The 14,896-nt window shown below is 38.0% G+C and carries 18 protein-coding genes; 9 read left to right on the top strand and 9 right to left on the bottom strand.

Annotated elements, in window-relative coordinates; all coding sequences use genetic code 11:
- Nucleotides 1–6: 6 nt before the first annotated feature.
- Both DV942_RS23220 and DV942_RS23225 read right to left on the bottom strand, forming a co-directional pair.
- The gene (locus tag DV942_RS23220; RefSeq protein ID WP_244278888.1) at nt 7–360 is read right to left on the bottom strand and encodes a response regulator; all 354 of its coding nucleotides are present in this window, start codon (nt 358–360) and stop codon (nt 7–9) included.
- A gap of 124 nt (nt 361–484) precedes the next feature.
- A complete protein-coding gene (locus tag DV942_RS23225) occupies nt 485–1,243 on the bottom strand; it encodes a LytR/AlgR family response regulator transcription factor (protein WP_145861461.1) in 759 nt (252 codons plus the stop codon).
- 422 nt (nt 1,244–1,665) lie between these two features.
- Here DV942_RS23225 and DV942_RS23230 point away from each other — a divergent pair, with 422 nt between their 5' ends.
- Genes DV942_RS23230 through idi form a run of 3 tightly spaced genes read left to right on the top strand, consistent with a single transcriptional unit; the run spans nt 1,666 to nt 3,935 of the window.
- On the top strand, nt 1,666–2,559 hold the full coding sequence (locus DV942_RS23230; RefSeq protein WP_145861463.1) for a MerR family transcriptional regulator: 894 nt from the start codon (nt 1,666–1,668) through the stop codon (nt 2,557–2,559).
- A complete protein-coding gene (locus DV942_RS23235; protein ID WP_090987317.1) occupies nt 2,556–3,392 on the top strand; it encodes a phytoene/squalene synthase family protein in 837 nt (278 codons plus the stop codon). The genes DV942_RS23230 and DV942_RS23235 overlap by 4 nt, the downstream gene beginning before the upstream one ends.
- A complete protein-coding gene (gene idi, locus DV942_RS23240; protein WP_090987315.1) occupies nt 3,393–3,935 on the top strand; it encodes an isopentenyl-diphosphate Delta-isomerase in 543 nt (180 codons plus the stop codon).
- A gap of 203 nt (nt 3,936–4,138) precedes the next feature.
- On the opposite strand, the gene DV942_RS23245 is transcribed toward idi, so the two are convergent.
- The 4 genes from DV942_RS23245 to DV942_RS23255 are packed head-to-tail and all read right to left on the bottom strand — an operon-like array spanning nt 4,139 to nt 5,507.
- The gene (locus DV942_RS23245; protein ID WP_244950781.1) at nt 4,139–4,651 is read right to left on the bottom strand and encodes an Fpg/Nei family DNA glycosylase; all 513 of its coding nucleotides are present in this window, start codon (nt 4,649–4,651) and stop codon (nt 4,139–4,141) included.
- Nucleotides 4,608–4,877: a DNA-formamidopyrimidine glycosylase family protein gene (locus DV942_RS24105; protein WP_342354893.1), complete on the bottom strand. Its 270-nt coding sequence runs from the start codon at nt 4,875–4,877 to the stop codon at nt 4,608–4,610. The genes DV942_RS23245 and DV942_RS24105 overlap by 44 nt, the downstream gene beginning before the upstream one ends.
- 1 nt (nt 4,878) lies before the next feature.
- The gene (locus DV942_RS23250) at nt 4,879–5,082 is read right to left on the bottom strand and encodes a KTSC domain-containing protein (RefSeq protein ID WP_145861465.1); all 204 of its coding nucleotides are present in this window, start codon (nt 5,080–5,082) and stop codon (nt 4,879–4,881) included.
- A 44-nt stretch (nt 5,083–5,126) separates the two neighbouring features.
- Nucleotides 5,127–5,507: a hypothetical protein gene (locus tag DV942_RS23255; protein ID WP_090987308.1), complete on the bottom strand. Its 381-nt coding sequence runs from the start codon at nt 5,505–5,507 to the stop codon at nt 5,127–5,129.
- Between the two features lie 111 nt (nt 5,508–5,618).
- On the opposite strand from DV942_RS23255, the gene DV942_RS23260 reads away from it, so the two are divergent.
- The 4 genes from DV942_RS23260 (at nt 5,619) to DV942_RS23275 (ending at nt 9,347) form a co-directional block, all read left to right on the top strand.
- Nucleotides 5,619–5,807, top strand: coding sequence for a hypothetical protein (locus DV942_RS23260; protein WP_090987306.1), 189 nt, complete (start codon nt 5,619–5,621; stop codon nt 5,805–5,807).
- 374 nt (nt 5,808–6,181) lie between these two features.
- The gene (locus DV942_RS23265) at nt 6,182–6,973 is read left to right on the top strand and encodes a HipA family kinase (protein WP_145861467.1); all 792 of its coding nucleotides are present in this window, start codon (nt 6,182–6,184) and stop codon (nt 6,971–6,973) included.
- Nucleotides 6,951–7,334: a DUF3037 domain-containing protein gene (locus tag DV942_RS23270; RefSeq protein WP_145861469.1), complete on the top strand. Its 384-nt coding sequence runs from the start codon at nt 6,951–6,953 to the stop codon at nt 7,332–7,334. The genes DV942_RS23265 and DV942_RS23270 overlap by 23 nt, the downstream gene beginning before the upstream one ends.
- 105 nt (nt 7,335–7,439) lie before the next feature.
- Nucleotides 7,440–9,347, top strand: coding sequence for an AAA domain-containing protein (locus tag DV942_RS23275; protein ID WP_145861471.1), 1,908 nt, complete (start codon nt 7,440–7,442; stop codon nt 9,345–9,347).
- Between the two features lies 1 nt (nt 9,348).
- Here DV942_RS23275 and DV942_RS23280 read toward each other — a convergent pair whose 3' ends face one another.
- Nucleotides 9,349–11,202 carry a DNA topoisomerase 3 gene (locus DV942_RS23280; RefSeq protein ID WP_145861473.1) on the bottom strand — a complete coding sequence of 618 codons (1,854 nt, stop codon included), beginning with the start codon at nt 11,200–11,202 and terminating at the stop codon, nt 9,349–9,351.
- Nucleotides 11,203–11,404: 202 nt separating this feature from the next.
- On the opposite strand from DV942_RS23280, the gene DV942_RS23285 reads away from it, so the two are divergent.
- Nucleotides 11,405–11,857 carry a hypothetical protein gene (locus tag DV942_RS23285; RefSeq protein ID WP_145861476.1) on the top strand — a complete coding sequence of 151 codons (453 nt, stop codon included), beginning with the start codon at nt 11,405–11,407 and terminating at the stop codon, nt 11,855–11,857.
- Here DV942_RS23285 and DV942_RS23290 read toward each other — a convergent pair.
- Complete coding sequence (locus tag DV942_RS23290) at nt 11,854–12,639, bottom strand: murein L,D-transpeptidase catalytic domain family protein (RefSeq protein ID WP_145861478.1); 786 nt, start codon at nt 12,637–12,639, stop codon at nt 11,854–11,856. The genes DV942_RS23285 and DV942_RS23290 overlap by 4 nt on opposite strands.
- Before the next feature lie 243 nt (nt 12,640–12,882).
- Here DV942_RS23290 and DV942_RS24070 point away from each other — a divergent pair, with 243 nt between their 5' ends.
- Nucleotides 12,883–13,005, top strand: a complete 123-nt coding sequence (locus DV942_RS24070) for a hypothetical protein (RefSeq protein WP_262987391.1) — start codon at nt 12,883–12,885, stop codon at nt 13,003–13,005.
- Here the strand turns inward: DV942_RS24070 and DV942_RS23295 are convergent.
- Nucleotides 12,989–14,896, bottom strand: a complete 1,908-nt coding sequence (locus DV942_RS23295) for a DUF3857 domain-containing transglutaminase family protein (protein ID WP_244950782.1) — start codon at nt 14,894–14,896, stop codon at nt 12,989–12,991. The genes DV942_RS24070 and DV942_RS23295 overlap by 17 nt on opposite strands.

Here is a 14,896-nt window from a genome sequence, read left to right on the forward strand (position 1 = left end):
ATTTTTTTAATTTTCCATTAATGCACCTACTTTTCGAAGTAAATCTGTGATGTTGAAGGGTTTTTCCAAATAATCATCGGGATGGTATTTTTGTGATGCAATATAATTTTCATCATACCTGGCCGATGCCATAATAATAGGTATGCCAGCTGTTTCAGGGTTTAACCTTAATTCTTTAAACACAGCCCGGCCATCCATTCCATTCAACATGATGTCCAGAATAATCAGATCGGGTCTGAAATCTTTAATGGTTTTAAAAATATATCTTGGAGAAAGTAATGGGTAAACCTTATAATGTTCAGTCTCTAATACCTCCTGGAAAACTTCTAATACATCTGGATCATCATCCACAACCAACACTCTTTTCAAAACAGATAAAATCAATTAAATAATAAAATAGTTTATCCTAATACAAAGTTTTGAACGTAATGTTTCAATCCTGCATCAAAATGTGTTGCAGGTGTTGATAGCAGACGTTTGAATGCTACATCAGGGTGTTTGGATGAGCACCTTTCTGTAAAGAGTTCTGTTCGATAAATTTCGAAAAAAGTTCTATATAAGTTTGTGAAACAGTGAAAGATGTCTCACCCGAAAGGAGTATTTTGTCGTCAAGAACACTTTTAATGTATTGCTTTGCAATCACTACCGTTGGGGTGATCTGAATAAAAGCTGGATTCTCCTTTAGCATCTTAAGCGTTTTCGTGAAGTTATATTTCGAACTCAGGAAAGTATTTTTTGTGGTTTTAAATTGAATGTCTTCACCTATTTCTTCAATAGCAATCAGCTCATTCAAATCTATCCTTACCAGGTCGCCATTTTCTCCCTTTAGCGGTATATAGAAAAAATGTTCATCTAAAATAGAAAAAGGATGTCTGGTTCTTGTCCCGGTGGGATAAAGGTTGTTTATCGTTTTGGCCAGATGTATAATAGAGTAGGGCTTAAGCAAATAAGCATCTGCCTGTACCTTAAAGGCATCGAGTGCATACCTGGTATGTGCTGTGGTAAAAACCAGATAATTTGTCTTTTGCCTTAATAAGCCAGCCAGTTCGATTCCGGAAAGCGAAGGCATTTCAACGTCCATAAAAATAATGTCCACCGGGTTGGACGTCGTTATTTCTGAAAGAGCTTGAAGCGGTTCGGTAAAAGTTTTGATGAGCTTTAAGTCAGGAAGTTTTTCCATATATGTCACCAAGCTCTCTAAGGAATGAGGGTCATCATCAATCGCAATGCAACTTATCGACATTTTTTATAGGTTAGTTGGTGCAAATTACAATTTCATTAAATAAAACAAAAGAAAAACGCGTTGTGGAAGTATTTTTTTCTGTATTTGCAAAGTTGATATTTTTTTCAATCGTATATATCTATTATAGGGACTCATGATTTGCCATTATTTAGCATTCAGTTTTACTTTTGAATTTCATCACCTTTTTAATTCGATCTTCTCGCTATGATTTCTTCAGGTTACAAATGGTACTGCCAGGTATACAACAGATAATAAGCTTACTTATCAACTTATGAATTCCAGAATTCAGGATGCTGCAAATGTAATTTTTTAAATAGGTCATATGCGGGACCTTAAGTTTAAGGCTAATTTACTGTACATTTAATCAAAAACTTTTTTACCTGCTTTTTGTTTAAGTTTTTATTGTATATATTTAAACAAAAATGACCTACTCTATAGCAGATCTTGAACAGCTGTCCGGCATCCATTCTCATACCATCAGGATTTGGGAACAACGTTACCATGCACTGAGTCCGTTGAGATCTCAAGGCAATACGCGTTTATACGATGATCAGCAGCTTCGGAAACTGTTAAATATTGTAAGTTTAAATAAAAGTGGTTTAAAAATTTCAAAAATATGCAGCCTTTCGGATAGCGAAATGGATAAACTGCTTGATGAACAGTTCAATTATTCTCTTGGCGATAAACAAGACGATTATTATGTTGCACAATTGATTAAATATGGACTGGCTTTTGATGAACATGCTTTTAATGAACTAATCGACCAAAGCATTAATCAATTTGGACTTTCTAATTGCTACCGGAAAATAATTTATCCTTTATTGTTACGCTTAGGGTTGATGTGGCGAAAAGATGATATCTGCCCGGCACATGAACACTTTTTATCCAATATTATCCGCCAAAAAATATTTACCCATATTAACAATCTTCCTTTAACGGAAAATTCCGGGCAAAGCTGGCTGCTTTTTTTACCTGAAGATGAGGACCATGATATCGGACTGCTTTTTGCCAGCTACATGCTGAGGATGCAACATCATCACGTAATTTATTTAGGTAGCAGAGTTCCGCTGGATTCGATTAAGCGCATATTTTCGACGTTAAATGTAGGTCATGTTATGCTTTTTATGATCAAATCGAGGTTAGCGCCTGCGGCACAACAATACATCGATCAACTGTCTGAAATTTGCTCGGACACAAAAATCCATCTCGCCGGGAATAGTGAGGTGATTGGTAAGCTTGAACATATCGATCACATCAACTGGATTAAAACGCTTGATGAATTTGAAAAAACAATAGAATTACCCTCACATACATGAAAGAAATCTTCGATCAATTATCTGGCAATTGCAGCCGGCTTACCACTAAGTTATACAGTACAAGCTTTTCTTATGGTATTTATTTTCTCGGCAAAGAAATTCGCCAACCCATACATGCTATCTACGGCTTCGTACGTTTGGCAGATGAAATTGTAGACAGCTTTCATCAATATGACAAGAAATTTTTACTGGAAAAATTTAAGGAGGATACTTTTGAAGCCATTAACCTGGGCATTAGCTTAAATCCTATCCTGAATTCATTTCAAAAGGTTGTCAATCAGTATCAGATAGATGAAGAGCTGATTATCCTTTTTCTCAGAAGTATGGAGATGGACCTGTCCACACAAAAATATACGCCCGAACTTTACAACGATTACATTTTAGGTTCGGCAGAGGTAGTTGGGTTGATGTGCTTAAAAGTTTTTACGCATGGAAGTGATGTAGATTACGAATATCTTAAACCGTATGCCATGAAGCTGGGTTCTGCATTTCAAAAAGTTAATTTTTTGAGGGATGTTAAGGCTGATCATCAAACACTTAGCCGGAATTATTTTCCCAATGTGAACTTAGCTGTATTCTGCGATCAACAAAAACAGGAAATTGAAGAAGATATTGAAAAGGAATTTGCTATTGCGCTAACTGGTATCAAACTGTTGCCTGCCTCTTCCAGAAACGGGGTCTATTTATCTTATATCTACTATAAAAAGTTATTCGCAAAGATAAAGCGCTTAAGTGCAGAGAAGATTATGACAGAACGGATCAGGATTTCGAATACCCGTAAGGTTGGGTTGATGTTTGATTCGCTGATCCGCAATAAGCTAAATGTAATTTAAATGGAAGAACAAGTTATTCTCGTAGATGAGGAGGATGTGCCGAAAGGGCAGATGGATAAAATGGAAGCCCACGAAAAAGGTCTGTTGCACCGTGCCTTTTCCGTTTTCATTTTTAATTCCAAGCTAGAGTTGTTACTGCAACAAAGAGCGATGAGTAAATATCATTCGAGGGGCTTGTGGACGAATACCTGTTGCAGCCATCCGAGAATTGGCGAAAGTAATATGCAGGCCGCTAAAAGGAGGTTAATGGAAGAAATGGGGATGGATTGCGAATTAAATTACCTGTTTAAATTTGCCTACAGAGCGACATTTGAAAACGGCTTAACTGAACATGAGATCGATCATGTGTTTTTTGGTATGAGCGACAAATTACCGGTGATCAATCGTGAGGAAGTAGAAGCCTTTAAATATGTTGATCTGGATACCTTAGCGCAGGATATCGCGCTTAATCCCGACGCTTACACCCCCTGGCTGAGGATCTGTTTGAACGACGTAATCGCACACGCATCAACGGCACAAATAAAAAACGGGCATACAGCCTAAGCCATATACCCGTATCTAAATTAACGCTCTCGAGGACAAATATAAGGCTAGTTTTGAAAACTCCAAAAATTATTTTAAATAAAACATTTCTTTTACTTTAAGATTATAATTATTGTTATGAGTGGGCGCCGGCTGACTTTAATTCGCTGATATTTAGTATTTTAATTTTATTGCGTAAAAACAGAATATTTACAGTTTTTATATTAACTATAAATTTTTTGACATTTTTCGCAAAAGTAAGTCTGGCGGTGTGTTTTGCCCAACTCTTTTTTATCGATTTTATGTTTAAGAGGACACACTTTCTGGTTATATACCTCCCAATGTTTACTTAACGTATTTTCCTTTTTCAATTTTAAAAAATCAAAACTATAATTCCTGGCCTCGGTAACCAATGCCTTTAATTTTACAGGAGACAAGTCTTCAACTTTATTTAGTGGATGTATGCGGGTACGGTATAAAACTTCATTTTTGATAATGTTGCCCTCTCCGCTGAAAATTTGCTGGTCGAGCAATACGTCGCAAACCATTGCCTGAGGTTTTTCTTTCAGTTTTTTAATCGCTGACTTGCTGTTCCATTCATCAGCCATTACGTCGTTTTCCCAGGAGTAGTGTTCTTTGACGTTTCCTTCCAAAAGGTCAACTTTGCAGGTATAAAAGTTTAATTCATCTTTTTTAAAAACAATGCCGAGTTTTAAAGCTGTTTTTTTTTCGGGCATTAATAAGATAGCTGCCAAAAAGCATCAAATGGATCCGGATGGTAAAATCCTTGAAACAGATCAAAAAGTGTTTTCCCCAGCTTTTAAAATCCTCAACCTTTTGACGAAGTAATTTATCCTTATCAAAATTGTTTACATTACCCGTTACTTCAAGCACCTCGGGCTTGCCCAAATGTAACTCTTGTATTAAGTCTTTTAAAATTACTATTGATGGACCTTCGGGCATATTACGTTTCTTCTATTTTTTGAAATTTAAATTTATCTTTAATATTGCTATTAAAATATCGCCCTTTTGATCCTGACGCCTTTAACATCTTGTAAATATTTTCAGGAACATTTTTGTATAGATAAACCATGTCGGTCACAAAAATGATTTTTAAGGTTCTTGTAACTTCATCATAACTGAAATACTTAATTACTGATGATGGCATAACAATAGGTTATGATTTCAAAACATCAGTAATTAGAATTGGTTTCAGTCATTTTTTAGTGTTGATTCCTCTTTCTGAACTTTTATTTTTTCTTTCTTCAGATCAATGCGGATTATGTTATACAAGCTCATGTAAACATTTGCTATCCATACGATGGAGAAAAACGCGATGATATAACCACGCCAGTCTGGATAAATTAAGGTAAACCTGGTAATGAAAAGCAAGATCAAAGTTACATAGTGGCTAAAACAGTATTCACAGGTAAATACATAAAAAAACTTCCTTTTTAACAGTTTATTACAGTTTTTAGAACGGTCTACACAAAATTCACGGGCTTCTCTGAAAATCTCTTCCTTTGTAACTGTCCAAGCGATGCAGGCTACGGGCAAAGCCATAAAAAAAAGATAATACAGGTGTGTTTCCATAGTAATTAAATCAAGATATAGATACAACCTTAATCCCTCGAAAATGTTTAATTAAGCAGTAAACATTTTAATTGCCCGTATGTTAATTAAATATAACTAATTAACAATGTTATGGAAAGATCAGAAATCATATCTCTACTTGAGGTAATCAATCAACAGGTTAGTTCTTCGGTTTTGGGTGGGATGGAAGAAGAATATGAAGAATTGGAAAGTATGGGGCTAATTAAGATTAATCGCGAATCGGTACAATGGTCTTCTGCTATAACGCCTGCAGGCATAGCCTATTTAGGGCATGATTGATGCGCTTATTTAATACCGAAAATCGTTTGTCAGTCTGATTATAGCCGAAGGCATTTTAAGCTAAATTCTTGACCATATAAAAGAGATAAAGTCTTTAAGTCTTTTGTTATTATATACTTAAAATCGTCTGGAATCCGTTTAATCTCATTTTAATAACATGCTGATTGTAATTGCTACTATTGCCCAATGTCCTCAACGTTGATCAATAGCATTGCCATTCAACAAAATTTTTTTATTTTAACAATTGATCTGCAGACTTGCTACCAAGATCTTGCCTCTTAAACTTTAAACGATTAATTGTTGAAATTCTAGTAGTTTTGCGGTAAGTTTAGATTGTGCCGCAATAAATCATAACGGCGTTTCTAGCTGCAGATATGAACGATTTACAACTTAGAACGGTAAATGTAACCAGATACGTTACGCCATTGCGAGAAGGTGGCTCCCTGCCTGCAATTGCAGAGGCTGATGATCATTTTTTATATGTACTGAAATTTAGAGGGGCAGGACAGGGACCCCGGGCTTTAATTGCCGAATTGATTGGTGGCGAAATTGCCCGCTACTTAGGATTGCGCGTACCTGAGTTGGTTTTTGCCAATTTAGACGAAGCTTTTGGGAGAACTGAGCCCGACGAGGAAATTCAGGATCTGCTTAAGGCTAGTGTAGGGTTAAATCTGGCGTTGCATTATTTATCGGGAGCGATAACATTCGATCCAACCGTAACTACGGTTGATGCCAAACTTGCCTCGCAAATTGTGTGGCTCGATTGTTTTTTAACCAATATGGACCGCACCTGCCGAAATACCAATATGTTACTTTGGCACAAAGAACTGTGGTTAATAGATCATGGTGCCGCATTATATTTTCATCATTCAGGGCAAAATTGGGAAGAACAGGCAATTAAGCCTTTCTTTTTGGTAAAAGATCATGTATTGTTGCCATGGGCATCTGAACTGGAAAGTGTTAATAAAGAATTCAGCGAATTACTTAATCCCGAAAAGATAGCATCAGTGATTAATCTGATCCCTGATGACTGGCTGGAAGGTGAAACCAGCTTTGACAGCAAAATAGCTCATCGCGAGGCCTATAAAAATTTCCTTACAAACAGATTGGCACATTCTGATATATTTTTAAAAGAAGCACAGCATGCAAGAGAAATTTTTATTTGAGTATGCTGTGATTCGCGTAATGCCAAGGGTAGAACGTGAGGAATTTATCAATGTGGGTATTATTTTGTTTTGTGCCAGGCAAAAGTTTCTGAAAAGTATTTTTTCTCTGGATGAGAAAAAAATAAAGGCTTTTTCTGCAGGAACAGATTTAAACGAACTTAGCTTAAACTTGTGTGCATTCGAAAGAATAAGTTTGGCCGCGGAGGGTTCAGGTCCGATTGGTCAATATGATCAGGCTTCCCGTTTTAGATGGCTTACGGCAACCAGAAGTACAGTGGTGCAGTGCTCAAAAGTGCACCCTGGTTTTTGCGATGATCCCGAAGAGACCTTGTTAAGGTTACACCAGGAGCTGGTTTTATAGCGTTATGCGCGTGGCCCCTGGCACATAGCGTTAAATTTACTTTAAACAATCCATCATTTTAGCAATCGCATAATACAACAATTAACCCTTTAACCCACTTTCTCTTTGCCGAAAGAATATTTTAAAAATCTTCAGGATCTGCTTGATACCGAACGTAAAGAAGATTTACAATCGTATTTAAAACTTACTGAAAACACTTCGCCTGCCGACAGAAGGGCTTTAGGCTTAACCTGGTACCCGATTGCCATCAGAAATACGGAAGTAGGCCGTGGTGATTATTTAACGGTTGAGCTGGAAAGAACTACCCATCAGGATTTTTCTCATCAGTTCCGTTTCGGTGCTGCTGTGGTATTATTTTCAAATCATGATGCCAAAGAAAATCGGCTGGAAGGTATTATCAATCATCAAAGTAGCAGCAGGATGAAAATCAGCTTCCGTGTTGATGAACTGCCCGATTGGACAAGAGATGGCAAATTGGGTGTAGATCTGCTTTTTGATAACAACAGCTATGATGAGATGCAGCGTGCACTTAAGCAAGCTTCAAACTTAGCAGAAAATGATGCAGAAAATAAACTGATCCGTATTTTAACAGCAGGAGAGAAACCGTCCTTTCAGGGAGAAGAGAAGTTTGTTATTCCAAATACGCTAAACGATTCGCAGCAATTGGCCGTGAATAAAATTATTGCAGCTGATCATCTGGCTATAGTTCATGGCCCGCCAGGTACGGGAAAAACAACTACGCTGGTGCATGCTATAAAATCATTGGTGAAGCATCACAATCAAAAAATGCTCGTGGTAGCACCAAGTAATACCGCTGTTGATTTACTTACAGAGAAGTTGGCTGCCGAAGGACTAAAAGTAATCCGCGTAGGAAATCCTGCAAGGGTTTCAGAGAAGTTAATGGCAGCTACGCTTGATCATCAGATGGCCGATCATCCGGAGATGAAAACCGTTAAAGCCTTAAAAAAACAGGCGAGTGAGTACAAAAATATGGCGCACAAATATAAGCGGAGTTTTGGTAAAGCAGAACGCGATCAACGTAAAGCCTTGTTTGATGAAGCACATAAAATCGGAAGAGAAGTAGAAAAAACGGAGCAATACATGATGGATAATCTGTTTAGCAAAGCACAGATTATTACCGCTACTTTAGTAGGTGCTAACCATTATACCGTCCGGAATTTAAAGTATAATACCATCGTAATTGATGAGGCCGGGCAGGCTTTGGAACCGGCTTGCTGGATACCGATTTTAAAGGCGCAAAAAATTATTTTGGCTGGAGATCATTTTCAGCTTTCGCCAACGATTAAATCAAATGAAGCTGCCAGAAACGGCTTAAGCAATACCTTATTGGAAAAGGTAGTAAATCTCCATCCAGAAGCCGTTGTATTATTGAATACACAATACAGAATGAATACTGCTATAATGGGTTATTCATCGCAGGTGTTTTACAAAAATACGCTAAAGGCTCATCAGTCCGTTGCAGACCGCATATTATTTTCGGGCGATGAACCGATCCAGTTTATTGATACGGCAGGTTGTAGCTACGATGAAAAATCAGACGGAACCAGCACGACCAATCCTGATGAAGCTGGATTTTTGGTTAAACATCTCACACATCTTGTTGCTGATTTAGGTAGCAAAAATGAAAGCTTTCCTTCTATTGCCATTATATCACCTTATAAACAACAGGTTCAGCTATTGAACGCCCTGATTGAAGAAAGTGAAGCATTGATTCCCTATCGCGACAAAATTGCGGTAAATACCATTGACAGTTTTCAGGGACAGGAGCGGGACGTAGTTTATATAAGCCTGACCAGAAGTAACAGCGATGGAAACATCGGCTTCCTATCGGATACACGTAGAATGAATGTGGCCATGACCAGGGCGAGGAAAAAACTGGTTGTAATTGGTGATAGCGCTACCTTATCGAAATCTGCTTTTTATGCTGATTTTATCCGCTACGCGGAACAACTGGATGCTTATCATAGTGCCTGGGAGTTTATGGACTTATAAGTTAAACTTTTTCCATCTTCTTTTCTTCCTCGAGCTTGCCTGATATGCTGGCGCCTGCAATTAAAAGTTCATGTGTAATGGTTTTGGTGTATTCAGTAATTTCAGATTTAAAATCTTTTACTGATGAACCTGAACGGATTTCTTCCAGTCTCTTTTCCCATTGTCCTGTAAGTTCTGCCTGTGCAATTTGTTTATCTTTTACTACTTCGTAAACCGCAAGGCCTTTATTGGTGGGTACAAGATTCCTTTTTTCCCTGGTAATGTATTCTCTGGTAATTAAAGTTTCTATGATAGATGCACGTGTTGCCGGTGTACCTAAACCACTATCTTTCATGGCATAACGCAATTCCTCATCTTCAATTTCTTTGCCGCACGTTTCCAGTGCTTTTAATAACGAAGCCTCATTATACATGGGCTTAGGTTTGGTTTGTTTTTCCAAAAGAGATTTTTCAGTGATAGGCAATTGTTCGCCAACCGCCACCTTTGGCAATGCGGCATTGTCTTCATCCTTTTTATCATCTTCAGGGTCGTTAAAAACGGCACGCCAGCCTGCAGAACGGATTACCGTTCCATTAGCCACAAAAGTAACGCCTGATTGAATGGTTATTTTGGTTAATTCCTTTATGCATTCCTGATGAAATGATTCAATCATACGGCCAACAACCATATCGTATATCGCCTGTTTATCCGAACTCAATCCGTAGGCCTGTTCGCCGGTCGGCAGAATTGCATGGTGATCGGTTACTTTTTTGGCGTTCACACTCCGCTTATTAAGGGTTACCGTTTGTAAAAACTGGGCTTGTTTTCCAAAATCAGGATGACTGGTAAATTTTGCAATCAGATCCGGAACGCCGGAAAAAATATCATCACCGATATATCGCGAGCCGGTACGGGGGTAAGAAACCAGTTTACTCTCATACAGGTTCTGTAAAATACTAAGTGTCTGGTCGGCGGTATACCCTTTTTTCTTATTGGCTTCTTGCTGCAAACTGCTTAAGTCATGCAGTAGTGGAGGAGGTTCTTTCCTTGGTTTCGCTTCTACAGCCGTAATATTTCCACCAGTTGGAAAGCCGGAAGCCACATCTTCTACCAGGGCAAATAATTTTTCAGCCTCTTCCTTTTCCTTGTAGTTAGCGGTTGATATGGCTTTAAAAACCTGTTCATCTTTGGCCAGCAAAATACTGATCTGATAATAGGTTTGAGGAACGAAATTTTTAATCTCTAAAAAACGCGCACAGATCATCGCCAGGGTAGGTGTTTGTACTCTTCCTAACGAAAGAACTGTTCTGTTGCCTGCAGATATGCTGAGCGCCTGCGTGGCATTCATGCCCACCAGCCAGTCAGACTCTGAACGGCAATGGGCCGAATTAAATAAGGTATCGTAATCGGTTCCGGGTTTTAAATTCCTGAATCCATCTTTTATGGCTTCATCGGTTTGTGAAGAGATCCAGAGGCGTTTAAATGGTTTTTTGCATTTGAGGTAATAATAAATGTACCTGAAAATCAATTCACCCTCGCGCCCCGCATCCGTTGCTACGATAATTTCACTTGCTTCATCAAAAAGTTTTTTGATCGTGTCCAATTGTTTGCGTACCGCAGGATCTTCCACAAAACCATCTTTTGTTTTAATCTTTCTGACAGCGAGTTTAAACTTTTGTGGAAGCATGGGCAAATGTTGCTTCCGCCAGCCAATAAAACCATAATCCTGAGGAGGAGCCAATTGCAATAAATGCCCGAATGCCCAGGTAAAAGAATATCCTTTACCTTCAATGTATCCATCTTTTCTGGTGGTTGCTCCGAAAACTTTAGCAAGTTCACGACCAACAGAAGGCTTTTCTGCAATTACAATCTTCATGAATGGGCTTATCTTTTCAAACCCCAAAGATGATTAAAATATTGGCAATAGCTTAAAAAAATTACTCACAATGCCTTTTAATAAACCTTTTTGTAAACAATTACCAGATAAGTTTGTCCATCAGTTGGGTCGGCGTTTTTTATATTGGATTGATTAACAATTCGGTAATATGTCTATCTAACCTTCACAATTATTTTAATGAATGGATAAAATTTACCGACTGAAAGAAAAACAAATTAAAGTGGGACTTGAGCCCAAACTAATCCGGGTGTACAGTAATGCACAACTCTGGTCTTATCTTGAAGGAACAGCAGTGGTCAGGCTTGAACGGTTTGAAGTTCTGGTCAATGCCATTAAGGCTGATTATGAACAACATTTTGGAAAGAAACTCGCAATATCAAATGCCTCACTTATTGTAGAGATTCTTGTACATGTATATTGCGACTATTTGGGATTACACTTTAACCGGATTGTAGGGATAAAATGGATCCAGGCGATTGTTAAAAAATTACTCAAACGCGCTGAGGTTGTAGATTGCGGCGAAAAAGGTGTTGATGGGAACCGTTGGGTTTGGGATTTGCTTGCAGGCAGCCAATCACTTTTTATCAAAATTTTTCCAAAAAGGCTAAACGCCAAAAACATTAAACCTCATTAATCTGTCTTTGAAGCAAAAACCTGTGGTTGGTTTAAAGCCACACTTGCCGCAAGCGTTTCGTTTAAAAAAGAAGAATAATATAATTGGTTTGAGTTATGGATATAAAGCACCGTATGGTCTGAAATGGTATTAATGATGTCATCTGCCAGTTTAGCCGGAACAGCAGGACAACCCTGACTTCTGCCCAGTCTTCCCAATTCGTCTATGCTTTTCTGACTCACATAACTGGCACCGTGCACCACAATTGATCTTTCCCTGGCATTGTTGTTAAAATCTTGATCCATACCGTCTAATTTAAGCGAACGGCCATGTTTACCATAATATATCTCACCTGTTAAATAGAAACCCAGGCTGCTTTGATTTGAATTTATCTTATTTGAGAATGATGAAGGTTTATCGCCACCGCTGTTTTGCCCGTGTGCAACCCAGGTATTTAGAATCAACTTTCTATCAGCTAAATTAATAATATATAGGCGCTTTCTGGTACTCTCCTGATCAAAATCGGCAATGGTTAAAATGGATTTGGCATTTACCAGGCCGGAATATTTCATGTTGTAAAAACCGGTTAATGCTTTTTCAAAAACCTGCTGTGTTAATCCCACAGCATCTAAATGAATTTCATGGTATATACTGGAAACGAGTTGGCTGTACAGACTATCTGCCGATATATTTTTAATTACATCGTGTTGTGTTTGTTGACGATCTATTGCTTTCCAGCTTGTTCCGATAATGCTCATGACCATTAAAAAAGCCGTAGCAAAGCGCATGACATACTTCTTCATTCAGTTTGGTTTATTTTAATTCAGCATTATTTATACGATGATATTATATAAATATTGCCTGCATTTAGTTTGTAATGCTAATATACATGATGTTTTAAAAAATACTGGCCATATCCCAATAGCTTTTTTGAATATTTTGAAATTTTTATGGTTTTAAAAGGAGCTTTTGAGATAGCGAGAAACTAAAATATATCTTTTGTTCTAAATCTATTTGCCTATTTTTACCGCACAAAATAAATAACCATGCCAAACAACGAAAATGATTATTCTTTCTGGACGAAGTATAAGAAATTTGCCACGACAGAGATTTTGATGTACCTGATCATGATCATCGGTATTGGACTCGGAATTATTTTTTTAAGCTAATGGCTAATTTTAGATAATCGGCAGCATTTACGTCATTTATAAATTTCGAAAATTCAGCATACCGTTCTGCTGGGAATGTCCCATCGTTTAAGATAAATTTTCGGTAATAGGTTAACTTATTTCCTTCTACACTCGCTTTGCAGGTGTACTCGCCAAATGCATTTTTAAAGGTTTTATTTTGCCCGGTTATTAATTCTGAATCTACATTATCAGGCAGCGTATAAACTATAGTGTCCTCATCGGTATAACCACGGTTGATATAAACAGGTAATGTCCTGTTTTTTACTTCGGGGACTGATCGTTTTACGTTAAAGGCATTAAGCTGTAAAAACATCTTATTCCCGTTTACAGGTGCATAATTTCTGATACTGATGGTTATATCTTCTACCAGTTTAGGCTTAATGTCCTTTTTTTGAACGAATGAAACCGTTTCAAAATCGATATTATCAATATTATAAGTCTCTTTTAATAATTTATGCTGTTCTGTTATCGGTTTATCGATCAGGCGTTCCTGGTTTTCATATTGTGAGCCAGTGTAAGCGGTATGCATTTTGCCGGCTATGCTTCCGTCTGGCTGTAGTGTCAACTCAGCCTTGCGTATCTGCAGGTTTTCATCTGTAGTCAGTTTTGGGGTATGCAATAATTTTCCGCCATCTTCTGTGCAGGCCAATACCAGTCTGTCATCAGTAAAATCACTTAAATAACCAAATGGAATTTTTTGGCTGGTGCATTCCAACCAGGTGGTATCACCATTTAACGGTATACACAAGATAGCATGATTAGCCTGCTCCATACTGGCATATGATGGGTCCATGCTCTTCTTTTCAGAACCAGCTGATACCAGACAGTAATAAGATGTTATGTTTACAGCCTGGAGTAAACTTTGCATGTAAATGACCAGGGCTTTACAATCGCCATAACCCAGTCGGTCTACCTCGCTTGCTGCAACGGGCTGAAAACCACCAATACCAATCTGGACGCTGATATACCTGGTTTTATCCTGTAAATACTGATAAATTTTACGCGCTCTATCTTTGTCTGTTTTTTCATTTTTTACCAGGTCTTTGATCATCTCAATGGTAGATGCGGGCAAAGCTTTACGGGCTACCAGTAAATCGTCATAAATCCATTTGCCCAGCTCTTTCCAATCGGTATAAATGCCTTTATGATTGTAATAATAAAACGCTTTCGGGGCAATCTGTATGTTGGTAAAATAGGTATCCCGTGCCGGACTGTAGGGTTCGGGTTTAACAGCTAAAATGTTATTCACTTTCCAAACAGATTTTCGCTGCTTCTCATCTGTTGTAACTTCTGGTTTTCCGGTATAATTTTGCGTTTTTATTCTAACGTCGTCCGTTGGCTTGCAGATAAAGGTGTAAGTACTTTTTTCCACCGAAACGTCATCTGCAGGTTTAGGTGTCCAATCAGGGATGATTAGATTTTGCTTATTTCTAATCTCATAATTATATACAAGCGTATAAGGATACTCAGTTACCGATGGTAGATAGTGTTTAACACGGCTATCAACAAAAAGCGAAAACCCGTCTGCGGCGCTCATGTCCGCAAAATCATTTTGAGAGAATTTATGCGTCAGTTTGCCAACACTGTTATAAACTTCTCCCTTGATGCTTTTAATCGAAATATTTTTATCGTAGAAGATTACTAAACGTGCCTGCGCCTCACCATTTTGGTTAAAAACAGTAATGGCCCTTTTCACATTTAGTAAAACGTTATCAGGCGAACGCATGTCGACAGTTGTTTCCTCATTACGGATACAGGCGTTGGCTCGGTTACGTAGATTTGATGGGATTAAATCAACATCGTAGTTATCTTGTGCAAAACTTGCAGCAGAAACCAAAAATAAGGCAAGAATGGTAAATAATAACCTCAT

The organism is Pedobacter suwonensis (assembly GCF_007833675.1).
GTDB classification, from domain to species: Bacteria; Bacteroidota; Bacteroidia; order Sphingobacteriales; family Sphingobacteriaceae; genus Pedobacter; species Pedobacter suwonensis.